Source organism: Deltaproteobacteria bacterium PRO3 (assembly GCA_030263375.1).
GTDB lineage: Bacteria > UBA10199 > UBA10199 > DSSB01 > DSSB01 > DSSB01.
Genome location: SZOV01000001.1, coordinates 65,512 through 83,391 on the forward strand (window position 1 = coordinate 65,512; position 17,880 = coordinate 83,391).

Sequence of the window (17,880 nt, forward strand, 5' to 3'; positions counted from 1 at the left end):
GAGTTTACGAGGGCCTCGAATTTTTCAGCAGACGGCGTTATAGGTTCATCTCGGGTCAACCAAGATTTCCCCGAGCCATTGGTAGAAGGCCATGCGCGGGATGACGACCTTCCCCTGTTTCTTCTCCGTGGTCTTCTGGAATGGGATCCGCTTTCGCTTTCGGTGGTACCGCTTCAGAGTCGAAACGCTCAACCCGGACTCCAGGGACAGCATGTCCCAACCGATCAACAAAATTCTCACCATAAATCTACACCCTCCCCGGCCTCGCGCTCTGCTTGCGCCTCGGCGGCTTCGTAGTTGTCCCGATACTTCGGGGTTGTCGTCGTGAAAATCGGCGCCCTGGACTGCAGGCCGAGCCGCAGCGCGTCGGCCGGGTGGTCCTCGGCCCCGTCGGCCACGTCCTCCACCTTGATGTCGTCGTGGACCAGGGCCGGAAGCGTGCGGATCAAATTCTTGCAGTCCCGGGAAATGTGGAGCATCGCGCTTTGGGCGCCGCGGTATTCGATGGGCCGGAGGTACTCCCGGACTTGTCCCCATCCCGGCACGCGCTTATTGTCGCCTTTAATGATCGTGAATCCCTGGGGCCCTTCGGCATAGATCTCCCAGCGCTCAGCGAAGGGGCGCGAAGAGAAGCCCTGGAGGCTGTCGGCTGGGATGCGGTTCCAGAAGCTGATCGGGTCTCCAACGGTGTACTCGATCTCCTCCTGGGTCCCGTCTGGGTAGACGGAGAGGCTCGCCACTTGGTCCCGGTACTCGGTGTCGGTGAGCCGGTTGCGGTAGAACTCGCGGTACACCCAGACATGGTTATCGGGCCCCACCGCGAACCACAGGCAGCAAAAGTGATCCGAGTATCCCCAGTCGATGGCCCGGAAGCGGCGCCACTCCCGGGGAATGGGAAAGGGCTCGTAGACATGGATCGCCTCGTTCCAGGCGTCGAAGAACTGCCCCTCGAAAACATCCCAGTTGCCTTCGAGCCAGGCGGCGCGGAGCTTGGGCGGCAAGCCACGCAGCCAATTAACATAGGTCGGATCGCGCTGCATCAGGGTCGGATTATCGTCGACCCGGGCCGGGATGTAGACCCGCCACCGGCCCGTGGTCGGGTCCCGATAGGGTTTCATGGCGCCATGCTTCACGAAGCGATTTTTGACCCAGATATGGCCGGCGTTGCCCGGGTTGGTGGTGGCGAAGACCTGCGGGGTAAGGCCAGGGACGGTGCTGCGACAGCTCGATACCAGCTTTTCGTAGGACTCCTCGGATGGGATGAGGGTCATTTCCTCGATCAAGATTTTTTGGTACTCGTGGCCGATGTACTGCTCGAAGGCGTTCTTATCCTTGAGGTTGCCGGTGCGGCCCACGGCTCCCGACGGAAATCGGATCTCGCGGCCGATGACCTCCGCCTTGAGCGGCGAATACATCCAGCGGGCCCGGTCCAGCCAATCGTCGAGGTCTTTGGCGTTCTTCCGGACGACCAAAAAACGATAGCGCGGGTTGAAGACGTACTTCGGCTCGATCATCACGACCAGGCCGCACTCGGTCTTCCCGCCCCCGCGGGCCCCGCCGTAGAGGATCTCGAACTCACTCCGCCGGAGGGCTTCCGTCTGCGGTCCCGGGTGGGCTTGCCAGAAGATCTTCTGCGCTGCTGCTGTTTGCAATGGGTATCTGCTCCAGGTGTTTTCTCAGGTCCTCGATTTTTTTAGCGATGATGTCCGTCGAATAAAACCAGCCGTCGGCGGGGCTGATAATCTTTTGAATGCCGAACTCGGTGCGGTTCCTCGACCCTACCTCCCTAGCGATGCGTTCAGCGACCTGAAGCGCTTGGATGGCCGCCGTTTTCATATCCTCAGAAATGAATTGCACGTTTAAACCTTCTATTACGTTCACGCCTCACCTTCCTTTTTCTTTTCTGGGTACATGATTACGCCAGGGAATGGGTTGTCCGGGTCATTCCCGAGCTTTAGGCTTTCGCCGTACTTCTTCGGCTTGAGTTTTCCAGCGATCCACTTCCTGGTGTCGACACGGAGCCGGGAGCGGGCGATGTGCTCGTGGTCGACCTTATGCTCCCCATCGTCGTCTTCGTAACAGTCTCGGGTCGAGTCGTCGGCGATTTCCAGGATCTCTTCGGCCAGGTAGTCGGCCTGTTCCTCCTTTGCCTTCGCGTACTTCTGCCGAAACTCTTCGTTTTTTCGAAGCGCTGCCATGACGTTGGTATAGGTTGGGTACCTGCTGGGGTTGCGCTTCAATATGCCTACCAAAGACTTGCCCTGGGCAATCTGCGCGCAGATCTCGTCCATTTTTTGAGAGTTTAATTTTGATGGTCTTCCGATCTTCTTTACCATAATCAACTCTAAGATTAATGAACCTCTTGACTCTCCTCAAGGCTCTCCGCGTCAAGAAAGCTCTTGATGATCCTCCCGGCGATCATGCCCGAGTAGTTGGCGGTCTTGAGCTTGGAGACGATCCAAGAGTAGATGTCGTCCCGGAGCTCGAGCCGCTCAGCCTCTTTCTGCGCGTCGAGGACTTGCCGGATCTCCTCGGCCTTGAGCTGAAAGTCGAAGCTGCTGCTCTCTGGGTGCTGGGCCAAGATGGCCTTGAGAATGACGAGGGTCCCCGAGCGACCTTCAAGGCCCTCGGAGGCGGGTACGATGTTGACGATCTTCATTGTTCCTCCCGGTAGGCCAAGACGTGCTCGGCCTTAAGAATTAGGTAGTAGTTTCCGGCCATCTTGACCGAGTGGCCGCTGAATTTGTTATGAAAAACCTTGGCGCCGACACCGAATGGCCAGGGCTGCTCCCGATCTCGCTCAATGGGCGGATCTCCCAGGGCCATTACCTCACTCTCGGTAGGCAGTGGTTTGGAGCGGTCGAGCAGGACAATCCCGCCCGAAGTCTTCTCGGGGGCCTCAATGACCTTGACGAAGAGCTGGCCGCGCAGGGGTTTTACTTTTCGGTGTTCGTCGTATTGCATAGAGTCCTTAATGGTAAAGCTGCTCTTTCCCCATCGTACCGCAATAGCTGCACTTGAAAGTCGCCCTCTCAGGAAGTCTGGTAAAGCCGCCGCATTGTGCGCATTTTCTGTCGACCTCGGGGCCCAGTGAAGTGCTAGCAAGTGTCACGTATGGTGGCGGAACGAGTCCAAGTATAGGCGGAGCGCACATTACTCCACCTCCTCAAGCTCGACTTCCTCGACCACCTCCACGTCATCATGTCCAACGTATGGGCTCTCGACCCAGCGATGTAGTTTAAATCTCTTCCTCTTCGACTCCTGCTTAACCTCTCTCGCGGCCCCGCAGATCAGGCAGAGCTTGATCTTCCCCATGCCGCCCATTTCGATCTCCTCGAATTCGTGCTCGCCTGGGCATATCGATGGAAATCCTTTCGCAGGTCTAGGCATCTCCACCTGCTCCGCCGGGAGTTCGAGGGTTATCTCGTCCCACAGGGGGTGAACACGGTTTAATACCTTCTGAAGCTGCTCCCTCTTCACCGTGACTTTGACTGTTTTCATTTCTCTACCCCGTTGAGGATTTTTTCGATTACTCCAAGAATGTGCTCTTTGTTGTGTCCGGTGTAAGATTCCATGATAGCTTTAATTATCTCCACCGCCCTCGGGAGTTCGGTGAGGGCCTTAAAACAAAGCCCACGTGTTTGCTCGTCAATCAGCCAACACATAGATATATCGCGTTCGTGGGCCTCAAACAGGAGACCGTCTTTCGCCTCCTTATCAAGCCGTTCCATTTCGGAGAGCCATTCGTTCAGTGTCTTCGCCACAATTCACCCCATCAAAGTTGAAATTCTAAGATCACCCCACCGCCGAGAAGAGGTTGTTCTGGGTTTTTTCGGCGGACTCGATTGACTCGGCCATACTCAGGTTTTTTATCGCCTGTCGGAAATAACTGGTTTTCAATTCCACCCCGATCCCCTTTCGACCCGCCATAACCGCTGCGTAAACCTCTGACCCAACCCCCATGAATGGGGTCAAAATCGTCTCACCGGGATTGGATCGGAGCGCTATAACCCTGTCGATTACGTCCAGCTGTAGGGGGTGCACATGTTTCTCGTCGTCTGGGTCTTTACAGTCCTGGAACGGAAGCACGCGATCCATCCGAACATCATCCCAAATACAAGATGCATACCGCCGCCAAATCCAATGAGAAAAGCGGTTCTCAATCTGCTTCCCCTTCCAGGCTTTATACTTTTCCAGGTCCTCTGGGATGGGGCTTTCTCCGGCGTAGGAATGAAGTCCGGTAGGGTGAGAAATCGGCACCTTGTTTCCTCCGCGCTTCCGAAACACTAGGAGATAATCCCCCGAGGCGACGCCGGCGAAGGCCGAATCGTCCACGATGGTCTTGTGGGCAAGGTTTTTCGCAAGGGTCCTATTGCGCACCCAAAGCGGCTCTTTCCATATCGTATGCCGGGCGATGAATTTAAAACCTTCCCGCTCATGAAGGCGGATGATGTCTCCGGGGAAGTCGGTCAGGTGGTCGGATCCGCTGTTGCCGGATGGGATGTCGGTACAATGGACCGCCGTAATCCGCCCCGAGAGTGTTAGCCGATATAGCTCCCGAACCACGAAAGCATAGTGCTCGAAGAATTCCTCGTAACCTGAGCAATTTGAAAGGTCCCGCTCACTCGACGAGTAATGATACAGTCCGCCGAATGGTGGGGAGTAAATCGAAAGGTGGACCTTATCCGCTGGGAGGCTTTGCATTACCTCTACGCAATCTCCGTTATAAATTGCATATTTTTCGGTGATGATCTGATCTTTCACAGCCACGACGGAACCTCCTCGGTCTTGGGAAAACGCTCCTTAATTTTAATAGCCAGCGATTCGTTCATTTCCTGAACTAAATTTGAAAACATCTTGTCGGCCGCCATGGCCTTTCGCCGCAGATTTTGCATGACTCTTTTCTCTCCTTCAGTGAGGACGAGATCGACCACCACCGGGCGCTCTTGGCCGAATCTCCAACATCGCCTTATTCCTTGGTAGTATTGCTCATAAGAATGACTTGGGAATGAGACAACATGGGCGCAGCGTTGGAAGTTTAGACCCCAAGCACCGATTTTCGGTTTTGTGACGAGCACCCGGATTTTCCCATCTGCGAAACCCAGGAAGCGCTCTTCCTTCGCCTCATCGCTATCGGACCCGCTCACCTGGACTGCGCCGGGGATGATCTCCTCTAGGAGGTCCCCCTCCTCGTTGAGCTGGCACCATACGAGAACTTGATCTTTTCCGCTCGCCAACGCCGCTGCCTTTTCGCATCGCTCCCGGATGGTCCGCTTTTTCTCCTCGCGCTGCTCCCGGAGCGTGACGGCAGGCATGTTGAAAAGCATCCCCTCGGGTGGCCTGGTCGCTCCGACAATGTGCTCCCTTTCGATGAGCTCCGGGAGTTTAAATCGCCCATCATCGAATCCAAGATCGCTCGGCTTCCTACATGCCCGCGCCCAGGAAACCACCCAGCGCCAAAATGGGGTTTCGGCATGACCTTTAAATCTCCACTTCGGGGCCTCGCCAAAATGCCGCTTAAGCGAGGTATTGTTATTGTCGTTCTTGAAAAACCTGTTGAGCATGTCGATATGCCCGAGATACCCAAGGGCCTCACTTGAGGTGCCAAGCTCGATATAGTCATTCGGCGCGGCTGTCGCCGTGGCTAACAGGCGATAAGGCACCTTGCGCATAAAGTCGGTGATTTCCTGGCGCCGCGCTCCATCGAAGCTCTTAAGTATCGAAGACTCGTCACAGATCACCCCGGAAAATTCCGAGGGCGAGAATTTCTCAAGCCGCTCGTAATTGGTCACAACGATCCGGCCCTTAACCGATCCGTCCTGGGACCTAACGGCCTCAATCCCAAATTTCTCCCCCTCTCGGATGGTCTGGGAAGAGACGGCCAAAGGGGTGAGGAGTAGCACCGGCCTCCCTGTGGTACGGGCGATATTGTCGCCCCATGCGAGTTGAATCAGCGATTTTCCAAGCCCACAATCGGCGAAAATGGCAGCTCGCCCCTTTTTGACTGCCCATTCGGTCAAGGCCTTCTGGAAGTCGAACATCTGCGAGGGTAAATCGGCATCGGTGAAACCGAATCCAGCACCCTTATGGGTTTTTGATTCTAAAAATTCCTGGTATTCCATTCTTCCCAAACCTTCTCGAAAAGATAGTAAACAGCAGAGCAATACGGGATCAGAAACAAGGCAAAAGGGGTAACGTGCCAATCACCAAACCAGACCCGAGCCGCGAAAAGGGTTGAGGCGAAGCTGACGCAACGGAAGATAACCGTTTTCCGAACCACCCTCACGCCGCCCCCTTGAGCCCGTTGGAGAACAGGAGGGTCTCTTTCCGCTTCTCCGGCCTCTTCTGTTGCATCGCCTTAAGTCTGTTAATCTCCGCAATCAGCTTCCGAATGCACCGCGCCCGGAAGCTGATGCCTTGGCCTAAAGTCTTTTCGATGTGCTTTAAATCTTCTTCGCTCAAACAAGCGCCCTCTTAACCTGCTTCAGGATCCACGCCTTCGAGATGGCGGTGTTATTCTCCACGCACTCGCAGACGACGTTATAAATATCGTGAGCGATGGAGCGATAGATGTCGCGCTCCCTGTTCGCTCTGTTGCGGTCCTGCTCAAGGTCTTTAATCCTTTGCCGGTAGCGGTACTCGGTTTCTTTTTTCACGAGGTCTTCTCCTCCTCCCCCTGCGCGCGGATGGCCTTTAGTATTCCAGTTAAAATTCTATCTAAGTGCAGCATCGACTGAGTCTTGGTTTTATCCGCCAAAGTCAAATCCCCTGTAGTCGGGCGGCGAGCCTCTAACATAGCTTCGACCCTATCCCTCTGCTCCTCCCGCCCGGCTGCGCGGGCCAGATGGATCAGTTCAATCCAAGAATCTCCGGCGCATTCTACCCAAACATTTTCAGGATCGCTGATGATGCCTCCATTAGTACGTCTCCACTCTTCGAAGATCTCTTCATCCGTCGGGATTTTATTTTGAGTCATGTTAGTGCCCTTCCATATAACATCGCCTGCAAACGTCGCCACATTCCAAACAAAAATATCGTTCCCAAATCGGGAACACTTCGCCGCAACCATTACAAATAAAATTATTATAGATGTCCGCCCATTCACTCATTTGCGCCGCCCCACCTCTTTGTTGCTCCAGAACTTCCATTCTTCACCGTCCGCGCCGCCAACGGGGTTAAGTTACTTTCTCCTCGTCTTTAATCACTCCAATCTCTCGCAAATCTTTTTCTCCGACAACCTTCGCCCGGAAGAGCCGAAATTTCCCATCGGTTCCTATAGGAATGGCCGCTATGTCCTTAGCGGTAAATTCGAGAACTAGGATTCGCCAGCCTTTCTTGTAATTCTTGATGCACCAGTCTAGGGTGGCTACGTTGATTCCGGCCGCGCAATGTTCAGTTTCGTCCGTGTTTGCGTCCGCGACCTCGTAACTTTTGCCGACTTCATAAATAATGCCCCCGTTGAACGGGGCGAGCCCGTTCTCCTTTACCAGCTTGTAAGCGCGGATCGGGCCTGTCTGGTCCAAAAGCATCATCAGCGGCGTCGAGCGGTAACGGTCGACGCCGCGCGCCCCGTAGAGGTTCGCCCCGGAGAGGTCCGCCCTGTAGAGGTCCGCCCCGTAGAGGTTCGCCCCGTAGAGGTTCGCCCCGGAGAGGTCCGCCCTGGAGAGGTCCGCCCCGTAGAGGTTCGCCCCGGAGAGGTCCGCCCTGGAGAGGTCCGCCCCGTAGAGGTTCGCCCTGGAGAGGTCCGCCCCGGAGAGGTTCGCCCCGGAGAGGTCCGCCCCGGAGAGGTCCGCCCCGGACTTGACGGCGGCCTCAACTGCGAGGCGCAGGCTACCGATCTCGATCTCGAATAGGACCTCTCCAGTCCAGCGGTGCTTGATCTCGAATTTAGCCATTCATTCCTCCTTAAGGTTTTTGAAAACTCGCGTGCCGTCCGGTGCGATAAGCGTCGGTGCTCCGGCAAGGGATTGCTCATGCTGCCTAAGCATCGTCAGGATCATCTTCAGCACCCCATTGCCGGGCCCTTCGAGCGGGACGCTCCAATTCACGTTCATCTTGTCGCCGGCCATAGTGACATCGAGTTGAATACCTAGCCCGGCCAGGAGCGCCTGGAGCAGCCTCGCGTTGTTCATGAGACCTGATGAGAATTTATTGAATTCCTTCTCCAGGCTCTCGATCCGTTGGGAAATGTCTTCGCTCAAGCCTCACCTCCAAAATATTGTTCAACCGAACCCCTGAAATATCGTTCGACCACGCCTCGAAATTCGTCGAAGGTTTTGCAGACCTCCACGTGGTAACCCTTGGCGCGAAGCACCTCGATCATTCCCCGCTGGTGCTTGGTAGGTCGCCCGTCCTCCCGCTTCATCTCCACCCAAAGCCCGGGGCGACCACGAAACGGCTCGGGGATGAAGAGATCCGGTATCCCAGCCAGGACCCCTTGGGCTTTGAGCCTCACGGCCTCCAGGACGTTTCGCTTGCCGCCGTTGGGTATCGCGAAGATCAGGCGCCCCGGGTAGCGCAGGCGAAACCATTGGACGCATGTCGTTTGCAGCGACTCCTCGATGTGGCGGGGGCGACGTCGTGGCTTCACAAGGTTCATGAGGCCCCCTCGTATATCTCCCCGGCACCCAAGGACTTCCGGTCCGTCGCATCGGGCCACGGCTCCCTTCTCTGCTCCTCGAGGTTCTCGAACAACCCGAACTCGTTGAAAAACCTGAGACGCGCCGTCCCGAGGGGGCCGTTGCGCTGCTTGCCGATGATGATTTCGGCGACGCCCTCGTCTTCGGAATTTCGGCGATAAACCTCGTCGCGGTACAGGAAGAGAACGAGGTCCGCATCCTGCTCAATACTCCCGCTTTCGCGCAGGTCTGAGAGCTTGGGGCGCTTGTCGTCGCGGGACTCGAGGTTGCGGTTGAGCTGGGAGAGGGCCACCACCGGGAGGTCAAGCTCCTTGGCGAGCGATTTAAGCGAGCGGCTAATGTCGCCGATCTCCCTCTCTCGGTTTTCCCAGCGCGCGCTTTCACCGCGCATCAGCTGGAGGTAATCGACGATCACCATCCCAACCTTGTGCTTCTTGACGATCCGGCGAGCCCGGGCGCGGAGCTCGAGCGGGGAAAGGCTGCTCGACTCGTCGCAGACTATGTTCGCCTTAGAGAGTGCCGAGGTCGCCTTTACCAGGGCTTGCCAATCCCGGCCGTCGCAAGATCCGGTCCGGATCCTCCCGAGGCTAACCCTGGACATGGCGGCCAGCATCCGGAGCGCCAGGGAGTCGTTGCTCATCTCTAGGCTGAATATTGCCGTCCCCTCCTGGGAGAGCTTGGCGACGTTCAGCGCGAGGTTGAGTGCGAAGGCGGTCTTGCCCATCGAGGGACGGCCCGCGACTATGACCAGGTCTTTGCGCTGTAACCCCGCCGTGAGGCGGTTGAGATCGGTGAACCCGGTATCAAACCCCACCAGGCCCTTCGAGGTCTTGAGCGACTCGATTTTGTCGAGAGCCCTCTTCGCGAGGCTCTTGACGCTCTCCGTGGCCTCCTGAGCGTTTTCGTCCCCGAGTTGGTGGATCAGGCCTTCCGCCCGGTCGAGCACCTCGCCAGCGCCATCCTCGCAAGCCAAGGCGGCGTTTCTGATCTCCTCCGCAGTCGCGATTATCCGCCGGCGCAAGGCCTTGTCGCGGATGATAGCCGAGAGGGTCGCGGCGTTGACGCTCGTGCCGGCAGCCGAGGCTATGTCGGCGAGCACGCCATCTTCGACCTTCTCGCCCTGCCGCTTGAGTTCCTCGGCAAGGGTAATTACGTCGATGGGCTCCGATTTTTCGTACAGTCCGAGGGCAGCGCGGTAAATCCGACTGTGCTCGGGCCGGTAGAAATCCTCGGGCCTAAGCCGCGGCTCGAGGTCGGTGATGAGGTCGTCGCCGAAAAATAAGCTCCCCAGGAAGGCGCGTTCGGCTTCGATGGCGTTGGGCATCATTGGCCAAGACCCTCCGCGACCATGCGAGCCAGTACTTGCCGGATCGGCACGGGCTCCCCGTCTCTTTTTTCTTTTTTATTTTTTTCTTTTTTATTTGAAGATGAAGATGAAGAGGAAGATGAAGAGCCAGGCATTTCCAAATTTTCGCCAGGCGTTTCGCCAGGCGTTTGCCAGGCATCTTTCCAATTTATTCGTTCAGCGCCCTTGGAAGAATTGCAGTAATTACAAAGTGGTTGGATGTTTTCAATGCTATCGCTTCCACCTTGATAAATCGGGACGATATGGTCTTTGACTATCCTTCTTCCCGAGGTTTTGCAACGCGGGCACACCCCACCGAAGGACAGTTTTAACGCCTCCCATTCATCTTTGGTGTGTGTGCCTTTTGCCCTAGCCTCCTGCAGTCGCTGACTTCTTTTAAGCCCGCTTATATTTCCGTTATTCATCCATTTGCTTTTTGCTCCTTCCTGCCCGGAGGCTGATTTGGACTTTTTTATTGCCAGTCTATTTTCGGCGTCACGGACCATGCGTCTGCTGTAGATAGCACCTCTGCGGGTGCGACCGGGAACCCCGGCGTCTTCAAGCTCTTTAAACAACCGCTCAAACTCCGCCGGATCGCAACCGCACTGCCGCGCGATCACGTCGTTTGGAATTGTTTTGCCGTTGCGCTCTAACACGCCATAGGGCTCGCAGTCGTGCGCAAGGATCATCATACGCAGCCACAATCCTTGGGCCGCCAGGGAACACCCAGCCACGTTGTCTCGCAGCCAGTCACCCGGATAGAATTGGAAGCTAGGATTTTTCACCTTCACTCCACTTCAAAATCATCTGAATCGTCTCCCCGATGCACCGCTGAGGCTCATGATAGACCTCGCTTCCGGTGAAACGGACCACGTGAAAACCTTCCCTCTCGATGGCACGTTCACGTTGACGGTCCTTTTTGACCTGCTCCTTGGTCTTCTCGTGCCAATGCCCGTCGATCTCGACGACGATCTTTGTCCCGTCGATGAGGAAATCGACGAAATATTTTCCGATCTGAAACTGGGGTAAAAGTTCGTGGTGCTTGTCGGCGCGCAGGTATTTCCACCAGGCGAAGAAGAGTTGTTCGACAGGACTCTCGATCCCTAGGCGTTGGAAGTCGAGGATCAAGTGAGTAACCCAGAAGGCGGCTTTTACCTGGCCGATCTGATTGAGCTTCTGCAGTACGCCGGCGGCAACATCCTGGTTTTGCTCTTCCTCGATCTTTGGGCTCATAAATTCCTTAAAGAGGCCCTATCCCTGCCGTGGCTGGCCTTGTCACAGCCCTTTGGACTCGGCGTGGAAAGGTGGCATCGTCTTTTCGGTCGGAAGCAGGAGGACCGCGCCCTAAGGCCGCCTGTACCGCTTAGTCACCGACTTAATCTTCCGGAGCCACCCTTTTCGGGCCAATTTTTACTGCTTCCCCAGGTCCAGCGGGGGAGGATTGTTGCGGAGGCCAGGGTCGAACTGGCGACCTCCACCTTATCAGGGTGGCGCGATACCGCTTCGCTACTCCGCAGGTTTCGTTCGCGGCACCCGCCGCAGGCGCTTCCTCATCGGCGACTCGCTCAAGCCGTCGCCGTGGCGCACATAAGAGCGCGAGTGCAGAATGCTCCCGGCCCAATTCCCGGGACGCTCGGGGTGACACTTGCTCTTGCGGAAGTGAGCCGAGCTGCGCTGCTCGCCGCAGTACGTGCAAAATCTCTTCATCCCTGAGCCTTTCTCGTCGGGCCCACAGGCACGATCACGACGCTCTTCAAGGTCAAATCGCTCACCACCCACCACCGCCCCTTAAGGGGGAACTTCTCGCCGAGACGGAAGACCGCGCGCTGCATCTCTTCCTCGGTTAGGCGGCGGTCGTCAGCACCGCCCGGAGTTTTTTTACGGATGAGATTTTTCAGCTTATTGAAAATGTTCATAATAATCCCGGGCCGCTGCCTTCCAACCTACGGCCCGGGTTACCCGGAACGGCTTGAAGTTTACGTTTAGTTGTCAGGCGGACTGCGCTTCTCGCAGGTCCGCTTTCAGTTCATCAATTCTTTCGTTGAGACGCTCGATTTCCGCTTCGGCTTCCTCGACCTTTTCATGTTCACGGTCGAGCTTAGCTAAGGCGTCACAAGCCGGGCACTCGTCTTGATCGTTGTAGACACACTCGTCATGCCCCTGATCTTCGCATTTTTTCATTCACCCACCGCCTTCCCGGCCTCGGCCAGTCCCTTGCCCGAAATACCCTTGAGGAAGTTGACGCGCCACGCATTGAGGTCGCGGTTTTTCAGCTGGTCGAGCCCAGCTTGTAGGTCTTCAAGCCGCAGCGTGGTCACCTCTTCCCAACTCTTGGTTCCGAAGACTTCCTCGAGCAGGGCGATGCGGGCCTTTTTCGCCGGGATCCCAGTACCGTCCAGATCAGCCTCGACGAACTCGCTTTTGATGAGATCGAGGGTGATCTCGGTCTGCTTCTGCCGTCGGGCCCAGGAATGGTCCGTGGACTCGAATAGATCCTCCGAGGTCGTGGACGTGTCGAGGCCCAGGTGGTCGCCTTTGATGTTCAGGAAGTTGACCACCGTGCGGAAGTCCTTGTACTTCGGATAGTCGATCCACTTCCCGTTCATGGTGTTGGTGCGGTCCTTAAGCACCGTGCAGCGGTTGATGAAGCCCTTCCCTTCGGCGGGGATCCGCTCCATCTCGAGCGAAAGACTGGGCTCATACCCGAATTCTCCCTCGGCCTTCATCTTTGTTCCGGTCTTGACTAAGTCCTTCTTGCCGCTCTCATCCTTTTCGAAGTCGTACTCGTAGCCAGCTCGACCGCAGATGATCGCGTGCAGACGGGCGTTGAGATACAGATCGGTAAAGTGCCGCCACTCGGCCTTGATCGGGCCCCAATCTTGGAAGAGCAGCCCGTTTTGGCGGTTCTTCTTGCGCTCGTAGGCCTCGCGCAGCTCCGTCCAGACATGCGAAATCGAGTCGATGATGGCAACCGAGCAGACCTGCTGCGCCTCCTGCATGAAGGTGATAAGGTCCTTAAAGGCCCGGCCCTTGTGGACGAGCAACTGGATGCCTGCCGCAGTGAAACGGCTGATGACATAATCGGACCCGGTTTCGGTGTCGAAGAAAGCTACCGGTTTCCCATCCCCAATTTCCTTGCTCAGCCCGATGGCTAGCTCGGTGGCGGTAAAGGTCTTGCCGGAGCCAGCGAAACCGTGGATGCCGGCCTTCAAAAAAGCGGTCGTGTTGACGGCGGGTTTCAAAAGTGACAGCCCTCCGAGGTTGACTTTTTTTTGTTCCTGGGTCATAAAGAAGCCTCCATTCTCAAGTTTACAAAACCAGCCCCGAGTTACAGCTCGGGGCTTTCTTTTTCAGATTTCGCAAATCCTCTGATTCACCACCGCCATCGGCTCCTGGACGACCGCGCCGTCCGGCTCGTTGATCGGCGCATCCATGCTCGGGCAGGAGGCATGATAGAAGCGCCAGTCGCCGTCCGAATCCTGCTCGGCGTCGAAGGCCTCGCGGTTCTCGATGGGCTTCCCGCAGTCGGCGCACTCGCGGCCGTCCGGCTCGGGGATCTCCTGCCCCATGCAGACTTCGCAGGTGCAGACTCCAAACATGCTCATGCTGTGGTTGCTCATCCCGTCTTCCTTTCTTGGTTTTTACCCGGAACCAAAGACGACCGAAGATCAAAGCCCCTGTCCTCTGCCACCCAGGCCTCGAGCTTCTCTTTGACGAAGCGCCAGCGCGCCCGGGCCCCGAGGCCCATCCGCTTCGCCGGCATCCCGGCGGCGATCAGGCTCGGCAGCGCGTCGCGGAACGACTTGACGTTCCGGTATCGGAGGAGTTTCGCGGCTTCCTGAGTGTTGAGGATCTCCATTCAAACCTTGCCTTTGCGTCTTTTGGGCGCCCCCAAGGAGGCGGTAGACTTTAGGCAGCCTTTTCTTTTTTGAGGTCATCGACGGGGCAGCCAATCGCCGCGGCGAGAGCCTCGATCCAGGCAAAGGGGAGAGACTTCCAGCTTCGCACCGTCTTCTCCCATTTGCAGATCGTGGCATCGTGGAAGCCGTTGGGGTGGTCATCAGTCACCGCCAAGGCGGCCACCTCTTTTGCGGTTTTCCCGGCCCGCACCCGCATCAACCTCAAGTTTTCGCCAAAAGTGAGTTCCATAACTTTGATGATAGCCAAGTTATGCTTTATCAACTCAGCTGTCAACTGAGTTTATGGATATAAAATTAGTTATTGGCTAAGTATTTGCCATGATTGAGAAAAAACCTTCGCCACTTCTTCAGAAGATTTTCGAGGTTCGAAAGGCGAAGGGGATTACCTTGAAGCAACTTGGCAAAGTCATTGGAAATATTAGTGAATCTGGCGCAAGCTCCGTGGAGAACGGAGATGTGCCGCTGAAGGCCGAATATTTACCGGCCGTCGCCAAGTTGCTTGGGGTCAAGGTTTGGGAGCTATTTTCTTCCTATGACCCGAGAGACCTCGGGCCACTTCAAGATGAGGAGAAATCCCTTGTACTGAATTTTCGCGGCATTGACTCCCCAAAAAATCGGAAGATTATTTTGGAGACGGCTGAGGAGTTTGCAAAAATTGGGAAATAGCATGGTTGATTACCTCCCTCTCCCTACCCTTGGGTTGATGTTGAGGGAGCGGGGCTAGGATGAATAAAAACCTTTTGGCAATTCTGATTGTGGTCCTTCTTGGGTTTATTTGGTTTGGCGCCAGGCCATCTTATATCCGCCATATGTGTGAAGGAGAGAGCGATCAACATATTGCTAGGCTGATGACCAAGATTCCCAAAAACGATTCATTCCCTGCCGCAACACGTCAGTTTATTTTGCAGGAAAAATCCTTGGCTTATCTTAACTGCATCAGATTCAACGGACTCAAAGAATAACGGGTAAGGAGAAAGGAAAAACCATGCTCCGCACAGCACTCATCGCCTCCCTACTCCTGCTCGCCGTCGCCGCCGAGGCCGGCGAGCCCAAGCAGTACCAGAAGGCCCGCCTCCTCGACATGGGCTACCAAACCCAGGCCATCACCTCCTACTGGAACACCGCGACCGTGAACGCCTACGGCAACACGGCCACGGGCTACGGCTCCAGCGCCCCGATCACACGCCGGTACAAGGAATTCAATTTCATCGTCGCCCTTGATGGGATCCTCTATCAGACCGAGTATTCGGCGAAGTACCTCTGGAGCCACAAGCCGCAGTGGATCGTTGGGGACGAGATCGAGGTCCGCCTGGACAAGGACAAGATGTTCCTGCGCAAGCCCGACGGGAAGGAGTTGAAAACCTCCATCGTGCAGCGGGTCCGCATCCCGGCGCCGCCGATCGCGCAGCATGAGACCGGGAATCCCGGTTGAACTCACAAGGATTTCTTAAGGGTTCAATGACCAGAATAAACCGTCTTTTTAACGGTTTCCCGTGAAACTTTATTTTTGGGCAAGGCTCTCCCTGTGACGGTGATCGGCCCCAGAATTTGGGGCTTTTTGGATCAGGCAGCGAAATAAAAAAAAAGCGCGGGTCTGAATTTCGCCGGACATCTATGGTCTGAGAGAGTGAGAAGGACGCGATATAGCGCTGGATGCGTTTTTAGAGTGTCGCCAGCACTTTTGGGTATCACCGCCGGCCTTCGCCGGATCCAGCCTTGTCCCTTTCGGAGGATGTCTAAATCTTACTCGGGCGGTCGAGGGTCGGGATTGCTCCCGCGAAAAAGCCGCCGCGGCATCCTCACTTCCCAGGGTCTCGAGATTTTTCCGCCCTTTCGGTTCTCGTCGCGGTGGGTGCGTTATCGAGGGGCCCCCAAGATCTCATCTCTTGCGAGACCCCTTCTAAAATTCACATTTTTTGGGCCGGTTCAGCAGGGTATTTTTTTACCCACGTAATAATGCGGTATCATCTATATATGATATTTCTTTGCCTGGTTTATCCTGGCTTATTTTTTTATTGGCGAAGGCTCAAAAAAAATGTCCTGAATTCGAAGTCCATCCTAACAGCTCATAATAATTCAAGAAAATATTGGTGGTATTTTTTAACCCATCTCGTTATTGCTATTTTCCGCGATAAATGCGATAAGGTGGGTACTCACTTCCCAGTGATAAACCCAAAAAGGTTTGACCCCGGCAATGCGTCGGGGTTTTTTATTTTCCCAGCGACCGCACGGCCTTCTTGAGGCTCTCGCCCAGCGAGTGTGCGTAGCGCTCGGTCGTGGTGGACCGCGAGTGTCCGAGGAGGGTCTGCACCGCGCGCAGGTCGCCGGTGTTCTTTAAGACCTGGGTCGCGAAGAAATGCCGGAGGGCGTAGGGGAAGGCGCCCTTGACCTTGGCGCGTTTCGCGGCCTCGCGGAAGGACTTCTTGAAGGACAGGACGTGGCCGCCGGCTCCGTTCGGGAAAAGGTAGTCGTTGGGGCCCTTGCCTTTTTTGAGGAGGCCAAGGGTCAAGCGAAGGCAGGGATGGATCGGAACGACGCGGAAGGTCTTCGTTTTATTCGAGCGGACGATAAGCCCGTCTTTGGTCACGTCCCGGACCTGGAGGGCGACGCCCTCGCCGGGGCGCATGCCGGAATAAGCCAGCAAAAGGTAATATTGCTTCGCCGCCCCTGAGAGCTCCGCGAGGATCTTCTCGACGGCCTTCGGGTCGGCGGCCCGCGGCGGGAGCTTTTCGACCTTCGGAAGCCTGGCGTCGAGGATCGGATTGTGCGAGAGGTAGCGCCGCTCGACGGCGAACTTGTAAGCGCCGCGGAGGGCCTTGGCGACGTTGTGGGCCGAATAGGCCTTGTACCCCTTGGCCGCGAGGTATTTTTCCAAATCCCGGCCCGTCAGCTCGTTGATGAGGGCATCGCCGAAGGTCTTCTCCCCGAAGGCCTGCCGGCAGAAGTGCTCGAGCAGCTTTTCCTCGCGGTCCACGGTGTAGGCGCCTTTCGCTCCGCGAATATCCTCGATGTAGGCGTCGCAGAGCCGACGCAAGGTGATGCGGTGGGCGGCGAGGGGAAGATCGAGGCGGAGGTAGTTGCGGTCGGTCTCGTAGCGCAGCAGGACGGCCTTGGCCTCGGCCTTGGAAATCCGGCCGAGCTTCTTCCAGACTCGCTCGCGCTTGTCGATGAGGACCCAGCCGGTCTTGCGGTAGAAAATAAAAGCCATGGGTTGCAGGAGGGTTGCACCGGAAATGGCATCCGGTGCAACCCATTGAAATCATTGAGCGGGAAACGGGATTCGAACCCGTGGCCCTCAGCTTGGGAAGCTGATGCTCTACCAACTGAGCTATTCCCGCAGGTGGTTTTCGGTCTTATTCCAGCGCCTTTTCCCTGTCAATCACCGGCTTTTTCTCGACCCTGGACAAGAGCCCGTGCTATCGGCGTACAATACTCGGAACATAATACAGGTTCAAGGAGCCGCTCCAAGCTATGTTTTCGCCACGGAAGTCGTTGTTGCCTTTATTTCTTATTTTACCCCTCCTCACGACCCAAATCCCCGATCAAGCCCTGGCCCAAAGCTCCGGCGGCAAGTCAGCCAAGGCCAACGAGGCGCGCAAGACCGGCTTCGTCGGCGACCCCGCCCGCAAGCGCGGCATCGAGATCGGCTACGACCTTGGCAAAAAGGCCGGCAAGGCCGACCTCGAGCAAAAGCTCAAGCCCGACCCCAAGCGCCACGAGGCCTTCAACAAACCCGAAAAATACTTCCGCAGCGAATACGGCTCGCAGGCCAGCTTCGTCTCAGGTTTCAAAAGCGGATTTTTGGGCGGATACCAGGCCGGCCAGGGAAAGAAGGTCCCCCTCTCCGCCACCGGACTGAGCGGCGACAAGACCAAGGCCACGACCGGCGCCCCCGTCAAGCAGCCCTCGGCCGGCACCGCCTCCGACGCACTCTAGGTACCCAAGATGTCTACCGAATATTGATTGCGGCCCCACC

Annotated in this window: 29 protein-coding genes, 2 tRNA genes and 1 pseudogene; 4 read left to right on the top strand and 28 right to left on the bottom strand. The window is 56.4% G+C overall.

The genetic code is table 11. The annotated features are described in order from the left end of the window. Positions 1-45: 45 nt before the first annotated feature. From FBR05_00270 to FBR05_00395, 26 genes and pseudogenes are all read right to left on the bottom strand, one after another. Positions 46-243 carry a hypothetical protein gene (locus FBR05_00270; protein MDL1870623.1) on the bottom strand — a complete coding sequence of 66 codons (198 nt, stop codon included), beginning with the start codon at positions 241-243 and terminating at the stop codon, positions 46-48. Continuing rightward, positions 237-1,652 (bottom strand): hypothetical protein, encoded by a 1,416-nt coding sequence (locus FBR05_00275; GenBank protein MDL1870624.1) that lies wholly within the window; start codon positions 1,650-1,652, stop codon positions 237-239. The genes FBR05_00270 and FBR05_00275 overlap by 7 nt, the downstream gene beginning before the upstream one ends. 225 nt (positions 1,653-1,877) lie before the next feature. Further along, on the bottom strand, positions 1,878-2,336 hold the full coding sequence (locus tag FBR05_00280) for a hypothetical protein (protein ID MDL1870625.1): 459 nt from the start codon (positions 2,334-2,336) through the stop codon (positions 1,878-1,880). A 14-nt stretch (positions 2,337-2,350) separates the two neighbouring features. Next, on the bottom strand, positions 2,351-2,659 hold the full coding sequence (locus FBR05_00285; protein ID MDL1870626.1) for a hypothetical protein: 309 nt from the start codon (positions 2,657-2,659) through the stop codon (positions 2,351-2,353). Beyond that, positions 2,656-2,964 (bottom strand): co-chaperone GroES, encoded by a 309-nt coding sequence (locus tag FBR05_00290; protein ID MDL1870627.1) that lies wholly within the window; start codon positions 2,962-2,964, stop codon positions 2,656-2,658. The genes FBR05_00285 and FBR05_00290 overlap by 4 nt, the downstream gene beginning before the upstream one ends. A gap of 189 nt (positions 2,965-3,153) precedes the next feature. After that, a complete protein-coding gene (locus FBR05_00295; GenBank protein MDL1870628.1) occupies positions 3,154-3,501 on the bottom strand; it encodes a hypothetical protein in 348 nt (115 codons plus the stop codon). Beyond that, the gene (locus FBR05_00300) at positions 3,498-3,764 is read right to left on the bottom strand and encodes a hypothetical protein (GenBank protein ID MDL1870629.1); all 267 of its coding nucleotides are present in this window, start codon (positions 3,762-3,764) and stop codon (positions 3,498-3,500) included. Before FBR05_00300 ends, FBR05_00295 begins: the two co-directional genes overlap by 4 nt. A gap of 31 nt (positions 3,765-3,795) precedes the next feature. Then, positions 3,796-4,764: a site-specific DNA-methyltransferase gene (locus tag FBR05_00305; GenBank protein MDL1870630.1), complete on the bottom strand. Its 969-nt coding sequence runs from the start codon at positions 4,762-4,764 to the stop codon at positions 3,796-3,798. Next, complete coding sequence (locus FBR05_00310; GenBank protein ID MDL1870631.1) at positions 4,761-6,122, bottom strand: helicase; 1,362 nt, start codon at positions 6,120-6,122, stop codon at positions 4,761-4,763. The genes FBR05_00305 and FBR05_00310 overlap by 4 nt, the downstream gene beginning before the upstream one ends. 336 nt (positions 6,123-6,458) lie before the next feature. Then, positions 6,459-6,656 (bottom strand): hypothetical protein, encoded by a 198-nt coding sequence (locus tag FBR05_00315; protein ID MDL1870632.1) that lies wholly within the window; start codon positions 6,654-6,656, stop codon positions 6,459-6,461. After that, positions 6,653-6,976 carry a hypothetical protein gene (locus tag FBR05_00320; GenBank protein MDL1870633.1) on the bottom strand — a complete coding sequence of 108 codons (324 nt, stop codon included), beginning with the start codon at positions 6,974-6,976 and terminating at the stop codon, positions 6,653-6,655. The genes FBR05_00315 and FBR05_00320 overlap by 4 nt, the downstream gene beginning before the upstream one ends. Before the next feature lies 1 nt (position 6,977). Then, entirely contained in the window at positions 6,978-7,148 is a 171-nt protein-coding gene (locus FBR05_00325) for a hypothetical protein (GenBank protein MDL1870634.1), read from the bottom strand. Positions 7,149-7,565: 417 nt separating this feature from the next. Then, positions 7,566-7,895: pseudogene (locus FBR05_00330) on the bottom strand (pentapeptide repeat-containing protein). Then, positions 7,896-8,201, bottom strand: a complete 306-nt coding sequence (locus tag FBR05_00335) for a hypothetical protein (GenBank protein MDL1870635.1) — start codon at positions 8,199-8,201, stop codon at positions 7,896-7,898. It lies immediately after the preceding pseudogene. Then, positions 8,198-8,599 carry a VRR-NUC domain-containing protein gene (locus tag FBR05_00340; GenBank protein ID MDL1870636.1) on the bottom strand — a complete coding sequence of 134 codons (402 nt, stop codon included), beginning with the start codon at positions 8,597-8,599 and terminating at the stop codon, positions 8,198-8,200. The genes FBR05_00335 and FBR05_00340 overlap by 4 nt, the downstream gene beginning before the upstream one ends. Then, positions 8,596-9,966 carry a replicative DNA helicase gene (dnaB, locus tag FBR05_00345; GenBank protein ID MDL1870637.1) on the bottom strand — a complete coding sequence of 457 codons (1,371 nt, stop codon included), beginning with the start codon at positions 9,964-9,966 and terminating at the stop codon, positions 8,596-8,598. The genes FBR05_00340 and dnaB overlap by 4 nt, the downstream gene beginning before the upstream one ends. Further along, a complete protein-coding gene (locus FBR05_00350; protein ID MDL1870638.1) occupies positions 9,963-10,676 on the bottom strand; it encodes an HNH endonuclease in 714 nt (237 codons plus the stop codon). The genes dnaB and FBR05_00350 overlap by 4 nt, the downstream gene beginning before the upstream one ends. A 79-nt stretch (positions 10,677-10,755) precedes the next feature. Then, complete coding sequence (locus tag FBR05_00355; protein MDL1870639.1) at positions 10,756-11,217, bottom strand: DUF559 domain-containing protein; 462 nt, start codon at positions 11,215-11,217, stop codon at positions 10,756-10,758. Positions 11,218-11,425: 208 nt separating this feature from the next. After that, positions 11,426-11,500: transfer RNA gene (locus tag FBR05_00360), tRNA-Ile, on the bottom strand. After that, the gene (locus tag FBR05_00365; protein MDL1870640.1) at positions 11,491-11,691 is read right to left on the bottom strand and encodes a hypothetical protein; all 201 of its coding nucleotides are present in this window, start codon (positions 11,689-11,691) and stop codon (positions 11,491-11,493) included. Before FBR05_00365 ends, FBR05_00360 begins: the two co-directional genes overlap by 10 nt. Continuing rightward, on the bottom strand, positions 11,688-11,900 hold the full coding sequence (locus FBR05_00370; GenBank protein MDL1870641.1) for a hypothetical protein: 213 nt from the start codon (positions 11,898-11,900) through the stop codon (positions 11,688-11,690). Before FBR05_00370 ends, FBR05_00365 begins: the two co-directional genes overlap by 4 nt. Positions 11,901-11,973: 73 nt before the next feature. Continuing rightward, positions 11,974-12,165 carry a hypothetical protein gene (locus FBR05_00375; GenBank protein MDL1870642.1) on the bottom strand — a complete coding sequence of 64 codons (192 nt, stop codon included), beginning with the start codon at positions 12,163-12,165 and terminating at the stop codon, positions 11,974-11,976. After that, positions 12,162-13,271, bottom strand: coding sequence for a hypothetical protein (locus tag FBR05_00380; protein ID MDL1870643.1), 1,110 nt, complete (start codon positions 13,269-13,271; stop codon positions 12,162-12,164). The genes FBR05_00375 and FBR05_00380 overlap by 4 nt, the downstream gene beginning before the upstream one ends. Positions 13,272-13,334: 63 nt before the next feature. After that, positions 13,335-13,604, bottom strand: a complete 270-nt coding sequence (locus tag FBR05_00385; protein MDL1870644.1) for a hypothetical protein — start codon at positions 13,602-13,604, stop codon at positions 13,335-13,337. Further along, on the bottom strand, positions 13,601-13,843 hold the full coding sequence (locus tag FBR05_00390) for a hypothetical protein (protein ID MDL1870645.1): 243 nt from the start codon (positions 13,841-13,843) through the stop codon (positions 13,601-13,603). The genes FBR05_00385 and FBR05_00390 overlap by 4 nt, the downstream gene beginning before the upstream one ends. Positions 13,844-13,893: 50 nt before the next feature. Next, complete coding sequence (locus FBR05_00395; GenBank protein ID MDL1870646.1) at positions 13,894-14,151, bottom strand: helix-turn-helix domain-containing protein; 258 nt, start codon at positions 14,149-14,151, stop codon at positions 13,894-13,896. Between the two features lie 71 nt (positions 14,152-14,222). Between FBR05_00395 and FBR05_00400 the strand changes: the two genes are divergently transcribed. Genes FBR05_00400 through FBR05_00410 form a run of 3 tightly spaced genes read left to right on the top strand, consistent with a single transcriptional unit; the run spans position 14,223 to position 15,336 of the window. After that, positions 14,223-14,570 carry a helix-turn-helix domain-containing protein gene (locus FBR05_00400; GenBank protein ID MDL1870647.1) on the top strand — a complete coding sequence of 116 codons (348 nt, stop codon included), beginning with the start codon at positions 14,223-14,225 and terminating at the stop codon, positions 14,568-14,570. Positions 14,571-14,629: 59 nt separating this feature from the next. Next, entirely contained in the window at positions 14,630-14,866 is a 237-nt protein-coding gene (locus FBR05_00405) for a hypothetical protein (GenBank protein ID MDL1870648.1), read from the top strand. A gap of 23 nt (positions 14,867-14,889) precedes the next feature. Then, positions 14,890-15,336, top strand: coding sequence for a hypothetical protein (locus FBR05_00410; GenBank protein MDL1870649.1), 447 nt, complete (start codon positions 14,890-14,892; stop codon positions 15,334-15,336). A gap of 777 nt (positions 15,337-16,113) precedes the next feature. On the opposite strand, the gene FBR05_00415 is transcribed toward FBR05_00410, so the two are convergent. Together FBR05_00415 and FBR05_00420 are read right to left on the bottom strand one after the other, a co-directional pair. Then, a complete protein-coding gene (locus FBR05_00415) occupies positions 16,114-17,112 on the bottom strand; it encodes a hypothetical protein (GenBank protein MDL1870650.1) in 999 nt (332 codons plus the stop codon). Positions 17,113-17,166: 54 nt separating this feature from the next. After that, a tRNA-Gly gene (locus FBR05_00420) sits at positions 17,167-17,242 on the bottom strand. Between the two features lie 133 nt (positions 17,243-17,375). Between FBR05_00420 and FBR05_00425 the strand changes: the two genes are divergently transcribed. Beyond that, a complete protein-coding gene (locus FBR05_00425; protein ID MDL1870651.1) occupies positions 17,376-17,840 on the top strand; it encodes a hypothetical protein in 465 nt (154 codons plus the stop codon). Positions 17,841-17,880 lie beyond the last annotated feature (40 nt).